Here is a 12771-nt window from a genome sequence, read left to right on the forward strand (position 1 = left end):
AGCCCCCCCTTGTCTCAATAAGAATACGCCTCTCCTTAATATGAAGAGTGATAGTTGTCATTCAGTAATTTTTCAATCTCAGATTCACGGTATAAACATTTGCCTGCTAGTTTTATATATCCGATTACGCCATCGCTACGCCACTGTTGTAAAGTTCGCCGAGAAATATACAATCTTGCAGAGAGAGTTGCACTTTGATAAAGTGAAAGATATGAGATATTTTTTCCTGCCAAGTATTTCAAGAAAGTTCTGATCGCAGCTAAACGGACATTGCATGTTTCCCCACTACAATTCCGCTTATTCTTCAGCCATAAAATCCATTCTTCAATGTATTTACGTGAAAAGCATTCGCTAACCAGGTATGAAGGACTGATTCCTTTTTCCTTTTCCGAAAAATCGACAAACAATGACATCGTGACAGTGTATCTTCTGACAGTATGTGGGCTGTTTGACTCTATTGATATGACATATACACAAATCCAATCATGTATGTACTTGGCTAATTGAAGCACCTCATTGGTAACTTTCTTCATCGTCTTGTAAATTTGGTACTATTCGGTTAAACATGTCACCTGTGGCATTCTCAATAATTTGAGAGAGACCCGGAACCAAAGAATAATAATACTTGGTGCTTTTAATATTACTGTGTCCCATACTTTTACTTAGTGATAAAAGTCTCATATGGGTTGTCAATCCCTGACCAATCCAACTATTGATGTTTTCCACCGCATAATGATGTCTCAACTCATAGGCTATTGCACCCACTTCAGTGTTTGCGTACCAGTATTTTCTAAAATTACGACTGACCCAGCTTTCGTGATAGCCTTTGTTTGAACTTGTCGGGAAAAAGAAAATTCTGTCAGGAATTATTTTTGATACGGCAGCATCATATTTTTTCATCAAATTCAGCATCGTATCGTGAAGTACAACAAAATGCGAGTTGTCACCTTTGGAGTATCTGATGTTGACAACTCCATTTTCCAGATTTACATCTTCCCTGCACAACATTCTCACTTCGGGAGTTCTCATTCCACTACTATATAAAAGTCGAGAAAACACGGGAATTGTGATTCTTTGTATTTTTCCGGTCAATCCATATTTCGTGTTGATAGAATCGCATGAATCAAAGAAATTCTGCAATTCTTCTAATGTAAATGCGTGCGGTATATAAATCCTTGGTGTTGATCGGGGTGCTGCCGGTATATTTATATCTGTCAGACCTCTTACTTGGGCGTAACGCAAAAAACTGAGCACAGGATAAATTCTTGATATACAAGAATTGGAACTTTCCGGATCTCTTTTATTACACCATTGGTCAACCATTATTTGGGAAAGTTCTTTTGCAGAAGGGTATTCTCTTACGCAATAACGATCAAAATGGCGGACATTCAACAAATAACCGAGGCTATCACGACCGGAGGCTTTTCTGTAAGCCACGTATCCATCCAAGATATCTGATAAAAAAGATTTAAATTCCATTAAAAACCTCCTCTCTTACAGGGAAATAATTAATACTTAAAGCACATTCTTTCAAATGAATGAAGTCTGCTCCCAGATATGTATCAAGAGACTCCGGAGACTGATGTCCCAATGTTCGACTAATGACAGGTTGTTCCACCCCTTCTTCCAAGAGTGATGTTGCCAAATGATGCCGGAAAAGATGAAAACCTTTTGTGTCGCGCGGATGATTCTGGATGCCTGCCTTTTTCACTATTATTTTTGATTTTTAAAATTCACTTTCAGACCAATGCGGTGCAATAGTCCTAGAAGAATATCAATAAAAGATTTAATCAACGATATATTATATAATATAGATAAGTTATAATTTTAATTATCGATATATGAAATATTTAGAACGAATAATATCCATAAAAGAAATAAAAAAACGATTCGGCCAATTGTTCATCGGCTATCTTTGCTTACTCAAAATGTACAATAAAAAGACAACTCATTAACAAATTGAACGACAAAAATATTAACAGTCAAAAGCCTGATTAGATGTTATATTAAATAATCGACTTCAACAGCATTTAAAATAAGTAAGGTTTACTACAAACCGTAATTTATACAGAGTTTTGAAATTCTATCAGAGGTATAAAATTCACAATCCGTTTTAACGGAAAATCACTAATTCAACAGATGAAAAAAACAACATTACTATTCATTGGATTATCCTTTGCGAGCATGGGGTTTTCTCAAGTGGGTATAAATACGGAAACTCCCCACACTAGTACAGCTTTAGACATCCGAAGCACCGCTAAAGGGATGCTCCTCCCCCGAATGACTACCAACCAAAAGGTTGCTATCGTAAGTCCGGCAACAGGCTTATTGGTATATGACACCACATTGAGGTGTATTTCTCAAAATGCAGGTACACCCTCTGGTGCTTCATGGGTTTGTCTTTCGCAGAAGGACACCCGGTTAGACTCGTTCTATATGCCCTCAATAGCGATTGATGCTTCGGTTGTTCTAACTGCCCAGAGTCTGGATCTCTATGCAGAGTATAAAAAACAATTTAACACCCCCACCGTAGTGAGTGCGGGAGCTCCTGCTGCGATACCCTATTTTCCGGTTGCAACCGATTTGTATTATTATGTCACCAGTTTCGATAATACGGTTCTTAAAATAAATAGTTTGAGTGCTTCCGGAGTGCTTAACTATGATATTGTAGAAAAGTCAGGCTATGCATCCTTTATGAACGTGGTATTTGTAATTAAATAAAGAAGAGCTGAAAAGAATATGAAAAAAATATTACTTTTAATTTTAGTGGCTATAACAAGCTTTCAGATACAGGCACAAAAGGAAATGAACAACTGGACTTTTGGTACTCGTGTCGGCTTAACTTGGAATACGCCCCGTAGTGTCCTGCTCAACGGTATTGAAGGAACCTCCGATGCTACTTTAACAGGGCTGCCCACAACTTTTCGCCCGGGTCTAAATACCTACGAAGGATGTTTCACTATATCCGACAGCGATGGCAATCTATTATTTTATTCCGACGGAGAAAAAGTTTGGGACAAGACACACAAGATAATGCCCAATGGATTAGGGCTGACCGGCGATATGTCTTCTGCTCAGTCCGGCATTATATTCCCTTATCCGGGAAGTAAGACCAAATATGTTGCAGTAACACTTGGTGTACATGACAAGAATTTCCCTAATACAGCTTATTACTCAGTAATTGATATGAGTCTGCGAGAAAATCTGGGCGATGTGGTTGCTACAGAGAAAAACATAGAACTGCCCAACGGTGTAGGTGCTATCAGCGAGAGTTGTACCGCAACATTGGCAGCGGACGGCTCGTATTGGATTATTGCTCCGGGCAGAGGCAATCCCACCCAACTGAATGCCTGGAAATTTACCAAAGCGGGTATTGCCGCCGACCCGGTAGTCACAATTATTCCTTTTGAAACTATAGTAGAAACTGAAGGAGTAGGAGCATACGGTTATATAAAAGTATCGCACGACAATAAATATTTTGCATGGGGGGGACCAATTATAGAAAAGAATATAACTAAACTTGATAATTATAAGGCTATAATTGTGGGTAATTTCGACGATGTAACCGGCAAGTTTAGTAATATAAGAAAAATTCCGAACCCCGGAAGTACATATGGAGTGGAATTCTCCCCGTCATTGAAATATCTTTTTACGGGAGGAACCGATGTTTTCAGAGCCTACGATTTGAAGGAGCTCGTAGCAGGAACTACGACTAGCCCTCTCAGGGAAATAGCAACTACAATATCAGATCCGTTAGGCGTATTCTACACTCCCCAAATGGCTACCGACAACCGGCTTTATATCCTCACAGATTCATCAATATCGGGAGGTGGACTTGCTCTGATAGATAATCCGGATGAGGATCCTTCCATTTGGAAAATTTACCGGATTCCCAAAAACTTTTTTCCAACAGGTGCAGAAAGTATGAATCCTCAATTAGGACTCCCCTCGTTTATGAGTTCGTGGTTTGCCGGCAAAGGCAAGGTTCAACGTTTTCATTGTACAGGTAACAGCCATAACTATGGCATCACCGTAGAGATGTCGGGAACTCCCTCTCTATTACCGGTAAGGCTCGAGTGGGATTTCGGCGATGGTACAACTAAAGTTAATCAGCCTATAGTGACTGGGACAAACTCCTATGAGCTACCCCACAGTTATCTTTTGCCTGGTAAGTATGTGATAACCGTCACCCCTTATAGGGCAAGTGGTACAGCTCTCGATCCGATTGCAATAGTAGCAAATACGGTAGATTGTGTCTTTCAAACCAATCGTATGATCCGTACCGATTTATTAAATTCAGCACAACAAAAAAAATGAAAAGAAGAATATATACGCTTATTTTGGCAGTTCAAATAGTATGTAGCCCCTTATATTGCCAGATAGGTATTTATACCGATTCGCCTGATGCGAGTGCAGTACTGGACATCAACAGTCCTTCGTCAACCGATAACAGGGGCTTACTGATTCCCCGGATGACTACCGATCAAAAAAAGGCCATCGCGACTCCTGCACAAAGCCTTTTGGTATACGATACCGATAAAAACTGTATTTCTCAGAACATAGGTTCGGAATCGGCTCCGGTATGGACTTGCCTAACCCTGTTTACCGGTAAGTTCTTTTATATGCCTTCCATTAATATTGAGACAGTCACACTCGGTGCGGCTACCCTCAATTTGTTTGAGATTTATAAAAGTCAGTTTACCTCACCCATGTACACTAGTCTTGGTGCACCCACTATAATTCCCCGATTCGAAAATGCAACCGATTTGTATTATTATATCACTTATCACGACCCGGCACGAATCACTATCAATACAATCACCGCTGATGGAGTGATGAACTATACCACCATTGCAAAAGCCGGTTACGATGATTATATTAACATTGTATTTGTTCTAAAGTAAAGAAGAAATCTGTTACGGGGGCATAAAAACGTGGTGCAGCTACCCGCTTGAATTCGATTAATGATAATGAAAGTTGCCGCGCAAAAATAAAGGTATTCATGAATTTCACTTCTTAAGAAATACTACATCATTATGCCAAACAGGAAGCAGGTTTATTTGTTGTTGTCGTTCTATACCTATCCTAACGATGATGTAGGCTATTGGGTCAGTAGTGTGTAGAGATTATACGCTGCTGGCTTTTATTATAGTATGCAACTATATAGCTTGATTTATTCAGAATTCAAAATGACAGGATATTTGACAGTTATTTTTATTAATATCTATCACTTTAAGTCAGACAAAAGTAGCAGAACCTGCATACCAATGCCTCTGCTGAGAACATGAACCCGATGGGCAACCCTGAAATTCTTCTTCTTGGTATAGATATCCCCCAAGAGAAGCATCGTCTACTTCGCTAACTTATTTCCTTTATTACTGCCTATTATTATTACATTGAGCATTGATTTTATTGATAGCCTGAGCACACTCCAAAGTATTAAGGTCACAGACCTATTTATTCAATTTCATTAAGTTTTTTACATGCATTTCTGTTGGCTCCGCCGATTCTTACGAATTCCTGTGAGCGTTGGTTATCGCGATCCGGCATAGTTCAAGCAAACTTAACCTTGCTCTCACTGCTTTAAACGTTGCTTTGGGAAGTCTAAAAACAGTTGACTAGTTAGCAAGTATACGAGTAAACAGAAATCAGAGCTTGTGAACTTGTTTGATGGGAATATCCGCCTGATAGAATAGTTTAATCTAAATCCATCGAACCCACTGCACCTGTATAATCATAATCGTTATTGCACCGAACATCCAATTCATCTCAGAAGATATAAACCTCTAACTGAAAGCATATATTCAAATCCTGCATACCATTCATAAAAAGCCTTTCGGGATACGAGGAATTACAGAGGAGTGTCTATATTGTCTATTTTCATAATACGACAAACAAAAGTCTGTTGTTTTACTTTTTTTTATCAAGCATCTATCTGTATTATCCTTATAGTATAATATGTGGATAATAATTACCGAAAACCGATATATTTAACACTTGTGTAATCAAAAAAAGAAATAAGGAAATAATTAAGGCAATTATTTATCATCTAACTTTGTCTGATCATAAAAAAGGACAACAGCTTTGTTTTATATTCCAATGCTATTATGCGGTTTTAAATATTTAATTTAGAGCTGAATAAATCGTAAACCATCCGTGTTTATTACATGAATCGATATTGATATAATTTATTATATTCCGATGCTTTGTGATTTCATCGATTTGATTGGAGGACAATTTATAGAGAATATCTAAAAAAGGACAACGAAATTTGCTATATCCTCCAAAATAATAACTCAATTAAAATCAATTATAGTTTATAATAATTCAATTAAAATATGAATTTAAAAAACATTTTACTCTGTCTTATGATCCTTGCATCATTTGAAGCTTCAGCCCAAGTAGGTATAAATACAGAAAGTCCCGACCCATCTGCTATATTAGATATCGTAAGTTCAAATAAAGGAATATTAATACCAAGGGTCGAGTTAACATCGATTGATATGAATTTGGATGGACTATCAGGTCAGGCCGAAGGATTATTGGTCTATAATACAGGCTCGGTACTAGCCAAAGGATATTATTATTGGAACGGTTCCGAATGGACTAATATCGAAACAAATTCCGCTATAAGTCCAAAGATTGATCTCTTAGTCTGTGCCGAGGTACGGATGGAACCACAGGTATTTAAGGCCGGAGTACCATTTGTTGGTACAATAAAAATGCCTTATACGGGTGGTAATGGCGGTAAATATCCTGCTGCAAGCAACTGGGTTCCCTCTACAGGTAATACCGGTTTGTCTATCCGGCTGAAAGCCGGTCGTTTAGAGTATGGATATGGATATTTAACATACGATATTACCGGTACGCCAAGATTCAGTTCTCCGACTGCTGCAAGCTTTCCAATCACCTTCCTTGATAAAAATTGTACTATAACTACGGGAGATGCAGAAGATGCCGTAATCAAAAACAGAGCTACTGTAGGCCGCTTACAAGCAACAAATGACAATGGTGCTTCTGGATTTCACAGGGTAATAACATCCCCCGATGGAAAATATTCTGTCAGAGTTTTTGTGCCTAATGGAGTGCATCTTGCTAATGCAGATCTTCAGATAAGGAGTAATTTAGCACCACTTACCATTATGTGGAATGGTCATGTTTCTTATCAGGGAGGTACTTTAGGACATTCCAGCAATGCACTGAGGCTTCCATTGGCAAATATGTGGTACGGAAATACGATATATGCAGGAAACTATGCTAATAGCGATACAGCTATTGCTGTATCAACAGACGCAAATGCAGCCTGGGGCGACCCGGATGTTTACTACTATGCACCTGAACAACGCTCATATATGTGGACAAGTACTGATGTTAATGATAAAACGGTATATACATTATCTTTCATGATGGGTGCACCAAATCCTTTTGTAGGAGCTAATGAGTCAGAAGCATCTAAAACTAAAGCCTATCTTCAGATAAATCAAATTAGAGCTACAGAATAAGATACTGATTTATGGCGAAAAAGGGATTGAAAATTAGTATAATGAAGTTTTTGTAAAAAAACAAACAGGCTCAAGAACAATCACTTAAACATTAAGAAAATAAACACTTAAATGAATAATGATGGAAATGAATAGTATCAAGTCAGTAAAATATGAAGCAAAGTATTGGTGGGTATCTCTATTATTGGGTATAATCGGTATCGGTTTAGGGGTAGTATCAACAACTTCTCCGACCGAAATCTTATCAGCAATGACCTTTGTTTTTTGAATAAAAGAGATTCGCAAAAACTCGGAGTGATAAAAAAAAAGATTAAAGAATAATGCTTATTTCCAGCATTTTTAGCCGGACTTCTACATCTCCGTTTTTTTTAGAAGTTAGACCATACTGGTAGTTGATTAATTTTAATTGCTTATTTCGATAAGACTTCATCTATAAGTCTATGTTGCTCTTTAAAAAAGGACGATCTCCTGGCAGAACTACTGCGGGTTATTAAGGTGGCATAATCTTTTAGATCCTCAAAAGCGGATTTATACATTGAAAATATTTCTTTATTCTGGGATGTAGCATAATTCATTCCAAAGATTTTACTAAAAGTAAAATCTAATTTGCCTTTGTCTAAATACCCAAAAGTCGAATCTATATTAATGTCAGTCAAATATACGTGAATGTTTGCTCCATTTTTATTTCTACCTGAAGCGACCACAATCTGAAATTCATTTATTAGCTCATGCAAAGTCTCTTTTATCAACTCTATCTCGGGTTGTTCGAAAAGGCCTAAAGACATAAAATGATTAATTTCTTTAAGATAGTTTCCTAACATCGCATCGGAGAGTATAAAAGTGCTTTCAACATGCTTTAGCTGATTCATAAATGCTATAGAAATATCATATAGCTTTTGAGGTAATACGGTTTCAGAAAACTTCTTTTGATTGATTGCCATCCCCCGGTTTTCATGAAGCCACTTGAAATAGCGGAATTTCATTAAACAATCATAGTTTAAAGCAAAAGCAATAGGCAAACCCGATCCTGCCAGATAAAGGTGTCCTTCTCCTTTATCTAAGTAATCATTTATATTGCTAACACCAAAGGTTATAAAGTCGGCATATGTGTCTTCAAGAGAAAGATTAGAAGGCTTGTTTACCCTAAAAAGGTAGTTGTTAGAATTTTCAAAGGTTATTTCATCTAGTGATATTTGGAATTTCCGAGCTATTTGAAAGGCTTCAGGTAAAGAAAAAAGGACTGTTCCCTGTAATCTTCTGTAGATAGCGACTTTGCTTAAGGGGATAATCTCTTCTAAAGTTTCGACAATAGAACCTGTTATAACATTTTTTATTTTCTCAATGAAAGTCGAGTAAGGTCCATTGGTATTTATTTTGTTATTAGCCATTTATATATCTATATAGTTATTTAGCAAAGATGAAACTAAGGACTACAGTAAAAACTTATTATGCCTGCAAGAATAAAGCAGGAAAAGATAGTCATTTAATACCGTAAATTACAAATGTATGTAAATATTAAACATTATATTGATCTGTGAATATTTTTATTCTTACTATTTTTTATTTTGAGATTTTATCGGTATCTTTATTCGTGCTGTTTTGAGATCAATTTTGGCTGGTAGGTGAAGCGGCTAAACCAAGAAAAAAGATCAAGAACAGGCTCTTAATACAAGTTACCTACTTTATAAACGGAATACTTCATAAGTTTTATCATACAGAACATCTATGGAGCTTCAGGAGTAACTTTTAAACTCAACTGAAAATGAACTGCTAATAAAAAACATATTAATAATTTGCACACATGAAGAAAATCATTATTTCCTTATTACTCTTTTTACCTGTTATGCTGATGGGACAAAAGACAATCTTAATCAACAATGTCGAGATTTTTAATGGAACAGACGAGAAAACGACCACAGGTAATGTTCTTATTGAGAATAATCTGATTACCAAGATCTCTACAGGTCCGATTATGACCAACAAAAGTGGCACGACAATGATTATCGACGGTAAAGGAAAATTCCTGATGCCCGGACTTATTGACGCCCATGCCCACACCACTATGGATGCCATGCCGATCAATCAGGCTATGGTTGCCGATATGTCCTATATCAGTTTATTTGCGTCAAACTCTGCCGAAAAGCAATTAATGAGAGGCTTTACTACTGTAAGGGATGTTGGAGGCAATCCTTTTGCCTTGAAAAAATCAATCGATCAAAAACTGACGAAAGGACCCCGTATTTACCCCAGTGGAGCTATGATCTCCCAGACAGGAGGTCACGGCGATTTCAGACTGCCTAACGATGCTCCGAGACACAGTTGCGGAGCCTTAACTTATATGGAAGCCAATGGAATGGCAATGGTAGCGGATGGCTATGATGAAGTTCTGTTAAGAACCCGTGAGCAACTTCGTGCAGGAGCTTCCCAGATCAAGCTTGCAGCAGGAGGTGGTGTAGCTTCCGATTATGACCCGCTGGATGTGGCTCAATATACAAAGAATGAATTCAAGGCTGCGGTCGATGCTACTGATAACTGGGGTACCTACGTTACAGTACATGCCTATACACCCAAAGCTATAATTACTGCTATCGAAGCCGGAGTTAAATGTATCGAACATGGACAATTGATTGATGAAAGTACAGTAAAAATGATGGCAGAAAAAGGAATCTGGTGGTCTTTGCAAGCATTTTTGGATGACGAGGATGCGATCCCTTTCCCCGAAGGAAGCGAAAACAGAGCCAAACAACTGGAAATGACCAAAGGCACGGACAATGCTTATCAACTGGCTAAGAGATACAAAGTTAAAACGGCATGGGGTTCGGATTGTTTATTCGATGCGAAGTTAACTACACGCCAGGGAGCACAGTTAGCCAAGCTTACTCGTTGGTATACTCCCTTTGAGGTATTAAAAATGGCGACATCAACCAACGCCGAGCTATTAGCGATGAGCGGACCCCGTAATCCTTATCCTCATAAATTAGGTGTCATACAAGAAGGAGCTTATGCCGACCTGATTATTGTAGATGGTAATCCGATCAAGAATATTAAACTGATTGAAGATCCGGAACAGAACTTTTTGTTAATTATGAAAGACGGGGTTATTTATAAAAACAGAACAGAGTAGCTTTCTTCTTTCAAGTAAGGTCTCTCTTAATTGCCAATAGAGAAATTTAGACGAAAGAGTCAATAAAAATTGAAGAATATGAAGACAAGCCGATTTTACTTATTTATGATATGCCTGTTCCTGTTTTCGGGAGCAGCGACAATTCAGGGGCAGTCAGTAAAGAATGTAATAAAATCCACAGTAGATCATTTTACGGCCCTTGATCTTGAAGGAACCTGGGTATATAAAGAAGTTGCCGTTAAGTTTGAGTCGGACAATCTTTTGAAAAAGGCAGGAGGAAAAGTAGCCGCCGCCCGGATAGAAAGCAAACTCAGCGATCAGCTTAATCAAATCGGATTCGAGCCGGGGGTGACCGTTTTTACGTTTACCCCGGACAGTACTTTTACCAATACTACCAAAGGGAAAAAGATGAGTGGCAAATATACGTATGACAGCAGCAGTAAATATATAACATTAAAATACCTCAATCATATTCCCGTTAAAGCAAAGCTTTCAGCTTCGCAAGGGAAAATATCCTTACTGTTTGAAACCGGCAGTTTCCTTTCTCTGGTAACATTTATTGGAGGGCATTCGGGGGTGGGCGTTATTGCTGATATAACCTCCCTACTAAAATCCTATGATGGTATGATGACAGGCTTAGAGCTCAAAAAAAGAGAATAAATATACGCAGAGTGTGAAAAATAGCTGATTGTGCTCCTTGACGTGTGGTGAGATATGCGAAAAAAACAGATGAGACAACCTCCATTTCCTTTTTTCTCCAATCCCTGGCCTCTAACACTTGCTCCCCCGGCAAAAGTGTTTACTTTTGCATAAACAACCCTTTTTATTCAACCCTAACGATCACTATGGCTACATTAACCTTTTATCTTCGTGCCTCCAGCCGCATCGGCTGTCATGCCGGCACGCTCTGTTTTCGTATCATCCACGCCCGTCGTGTGCTTAGTCACAGTACAAACATTCGCCTCTACTGCCGGGAGTGGGATTCCACGAGCCGCCGGATCGTCCTTAGCGATTCTTCAGAAGAGCGTATAACTTACCTGAACAAGGCAGAACAACAACAGCAGAACATAGAACAATCTTTTGCCCATATCATCCATAATCTGGAAGAATCAGGTCGTTACCGTGTCGAGGACATCATGGGCCGTTACCGCCTTCGCCTGGATAGCCACTGGCTTTATCATTTTACCGGGCAGCAGTCCCATACTCTTATCGCTTCAGGCCGGGAACGCACGGCACGTGCCTACCGTACTGCCGCCCGCGGGTTGATCGCTTTCAATGCCGGCAGGGATCTGCCTCTCAAGCACCTGAACAGCTGCCTGATCAAAGACTTCGAAAACGATATGAAGCACAAGGGAAAAACCCTCAATACAATCTCCTTCTATATGCGTAACCTGCGTGCGATCTACAACAAGGCTATTGCCTGCAAACGCATTGCCGATACCGGTCAAAACCCATTCTCGGATGTCTATACCGGAGTTCAGAAAACCCGCAAGCGCTCCCTGACCATGGATCAGCTCAAAACCCTGAACGACCTTGATCTTAGCCTTGGGTCAGGTACAACAGCAGGGGCAAAAGAGGGTAGCTCTGTGCGTGATCAGGAAATCTTCCGGGGTCTGGATGCCGCCCGCCGCCTTTTTCTTTTCTGCTTCCATGCCCGTGGCATGAGCTTTGTAGATCTGGCTTATCTGCGTAAGGAGAACATCCAGGGTAAGCGTATCCGCTACTACCGCAAAAAGACGGGAGGATTGATTGAATTGAAAATCACGCCGGTCATGCAGGAGATTATCCACAGCTTCAGCCTTCAAACCCGGGATTCCCTGTACATCTTCCCGATTCTGGTTTCACCCCATAAACCCCTTCGCCTGCAATACGAGAGCGGCCTTCGCCTGCAGAATAACCGGCTCAAACGCCTGGCCCGTCTGGCCGGCATCCACTCTGCGGTCTCCACCCATGTCAGCCGCCATTCCTGGGCGAGTGCCGCCAAGAAAGAAAACCTTCCTGTAATACCCGTTCGGTCAATGCCCAGAAGGTAACCGACCACCACGCTTTATTAATCACCGATTGCCTGCCCCAAACCTTGAACTACGATGAACGCAAGATATACGACCTGATAGCCGGACGGATGCTCGAAGCCTTTTCAGGGGC

The 12771-nt window shown here is 39.5% G+C and carries 12 protein-coding genes; 8 read left to right on the forward strand and 4 right to left on the reverse strand.

The window, feature by feature from the left end:
- Window positions 1-35: 35 nt before the first annotated feature.
- Genes CLV62_RS22395 through CLV62_RS19945 form a run of 3 tightly spaced genes read right to left on the reverse strand, consistent with a single transcriptional unit; the run spans window position 36 to window position 1711 of the window.
- Complete coding sequence (locus CLV62_RS22395; RefSeq protein ID WP_110312531.1) at window positions 36-533, reverse strand: helix-turn-helix domain-containing protein; 498 nt, start codon at window positions 531-533, stop codon at window positions 36-38.
- Complete coding sequence (locus CLV62_RS19940) at window positions 514-1479, reverse strand: tyrosine-type recombinase/integrase (protein ID WP_110312532.1); 966 nt, start codon at window positions 1477-1479, stop codon at window positions 514-516. Before CLV62_RS19940 ends, CLV62_RS22395 begins: the two co-directional genes overlap by 20 nt.
- A complete protein-coding gene (locus CLV62_RS19945; RefSeq protein ID WP_245904148.1) occupies window positions 1469-1711 on the reverse strand; it encodes a tyrosine-type recombinase/integrase in 243 nt (80 codons plus the stop codon). Before CLV62_RS19945 ends, CLV62_RS19940 begins: the two co-directional genes overlap by 11 nt.
- Window positions 1712-2139: 428 nt before the next feature.
- Between CLV62_RS19945 and CLV62_RS19950 the strand changes: the two genes are divergently transcribed.
- The 5 genes from CLV62_RS19950 (at window position 2140) to CLV62_RS21830 (ending at window position 7770) form a co-directional block, all read left to right on the forward strand.
- Window positions 2140-2721 (forward strand): hypothetical protein, encoded by a 582-nt coding sequence (locus tag CLV62_RS19950; RefSeq protein WP_146212806.1) that lies wholly within the window; start codon window positions 2140-2142, stop codon window positions 2719-2721.
- 18 nt (window positions 2722-2739) lie between these two features.
- On the forward strand, window positions 2740-4317 hold the full coding sequence (locus CLV62_RS19955) for a PKD domain-containing protein (protein ID WP_110312535.1): 1578 nt from the start codon (window positions 2740-2742) through the stop codon (window positions 4315-4317).
- Window positions 4314-4904: a hypothetical protein gene (locus tag CLV62_RS19960; RefSeq protein WP_110312536.1), complete on the forward strand. Its 591-nt coding sequence runs from the start codon at window positions 4314-4316 to the stop codon at window positions 4902-4904. Before CLV62_RS19955 ends, CLV62_RS19960 begins: the two co-directional genes overlap by 4 nt.
- Window positions 4905-6338: 1434 nt before the next feature.
- A complete protein-coding gene (locus CLV62_RS19965; protein ID WP_146212807.1) occupies window positions 6339-7502 on the forward strand; it encodes a hypothetical protein in 1164 nt (387 codons plus the stop codon).
- Window positions 7503-7620: 118 nt separating this feature from the next.
- Window positions 7621-7770 carry a hypothetical protein gene (locus tag CLV62_RS21830; RefSeq protein WP_170120114.1) on the forward strand — a complete coding sequence of 50 codons (150 nt, stop codon included), beginning with the start codon at window positions 7621-7623 and terminating at the stop codon, window positions 7768-7770.
- Between the two features lie 142 nt (window positions 7771-7912).
- On the opposite strand, the gene CLV62_RS19970 is transcribed toward CLV62_RS21830, so the two are convergent.
- Window positions 7913-8890 (reverse strand): hypothetical protein, encoded by a 978-nt coding sequence (locus CLV62_RS19970; RefSeq protein WP_110312538.1) that lies wholly within the window; start codon window positions 8888-8890, stop codon window positions 7913-7915.
- A gap of 413 nt (window positions 8891-9303) precedes the next feature.
- On the opposite strand from CLV62_RS19970, the gene CLV62_RS19975 reads away from it, so the two are divergent.
- The 3 genes from CLV62_RS19975 (at window position 9304) to CLV62_RS19985 (ending at window position 12659) form a co-directional block, all read left to right on the forward strand.
- A complete protein-coding gene (locus CLV62_RS19975) occupies window positions 9304-10626 on the forward strand; it encodes a metal-dependent hydrolase family protein (RefSeq protein ID WP_110312539.1) in 1323 nt (440 codons plus the stop codon).
- Window positions 10627-10704: 78 nt separating this feature from the next.
- Entirely contained in the window at window positions 10705-11286 is a 582-nt protein-coding gene (locus tag CLV62_RS19980; protein WP_110312540.1) for a DUF4923 family protein, read from the forward strand.
- Between the two features lie 476 nt (window positions 11287-11762).
- The gene (locus CLV62_RS19985; RefSeq protein WP_245904149.1) at window positions 11763-12659 is read left to right on the forward strand and encodes a tyrosine-type recombinase/integrase; all 897 of its coding nucleotides are present in this window, start codon (window positions 11763-11765) and stop codon (window positions 12657-12659) included.
- Window positions 12660-12771: the final 112 nt, after the last annotated feature.

The organism is Indolivaga alginatilytica, from assembly GCF_003201355.1.
In the GTDB taxonomy this organism is placed as follows: Bacteria; Bacteroidota; Bacteroidia; order Bacteroidales; family Dysgonomonadaceae; genus Dysgonomonas_A; species Dysgonomonas_A alginatilytica.

Excerpts from the sequence above, each read along its gene's own strand:
- CLV62_RS19950 (WP_146212806.1), top strand. The coding sequence starts at position 2,140 with ATGAAAAAAACAACATTACTATTCATTGGATTATCCTTTGCGAGCATG.
- CLV62_RS19970 (WP_110312538.1), bottom strand. The coding sequence starts at position 8,890 with ATGGCTAATAACAAAATAAATACCAATGGACCTTACTCGACTTTCATT.
- CLV62_RS19975 (WP_110312539.1), top strand. The coding sequence starts at position 9,304 with ATGAAGAAAATCATTATTTCCTTATTACTCTTTTTACCTGTTATGCTG.
- CLV62_RS19960 (WP_110312536.1), top strand. The coding sequence starts at position 4,314 with ATGAAAAGAAGAATATATACGCTTATTTTGGCAGTTCAAATAGTATGT.
- CLV62_RS19985 (WP_245904149.1), top strand. The coding sequence starts at position 11,763 with ATGGGCCGTTACCGCCTTCGCCTGGATAGCCACTGGCTTTATCATTTT.
- CLV62_RS19940 (WP_110312532.1), bottom strand. The coding sequence starts at position 1,479 with ATGGAATTTAAATCTTTTTTATCAGATATCTTGGATGGATACGTGGCT.
- CLV62_RS19980 (WP_110312540.1), top strand. The coding sequence starts at position 10,705 with ATGAAGACAAGCCGATTTTACTTATTTATGATATGCCTGTTCCTGTTT.
- CLV62_RS21830 (WP_170120114.1), top strand. The coding sequence starts at position 7,621 with ATGATGGAAATGAATAGTATCAAGTCAGTAAAATATGAAGCAAAGTAT.
- CLV62_RS22395 (WP_110312531.1), bottom strand. The coding sequence starts at position 533 with ATGAAGAAAGTTACCAATGAGGTGCTTCAATTAGCCAAGTACATACAT.
- CLV62_RS19955 (WP_110312535.1), top strand. The coding sequence starts at position 2,740 with ATGAAAAAAATATTACTTTTAATTTTAGTGGCTATAACAAGCTTTCAG.
- CLV62_RS19965 (WP_146212807.1), top strand. The coding sequence starts at position 6,339 with ATGAATTTAAAAAACATTTTACTCTGTCTTATGATCCTTGCATCATTT.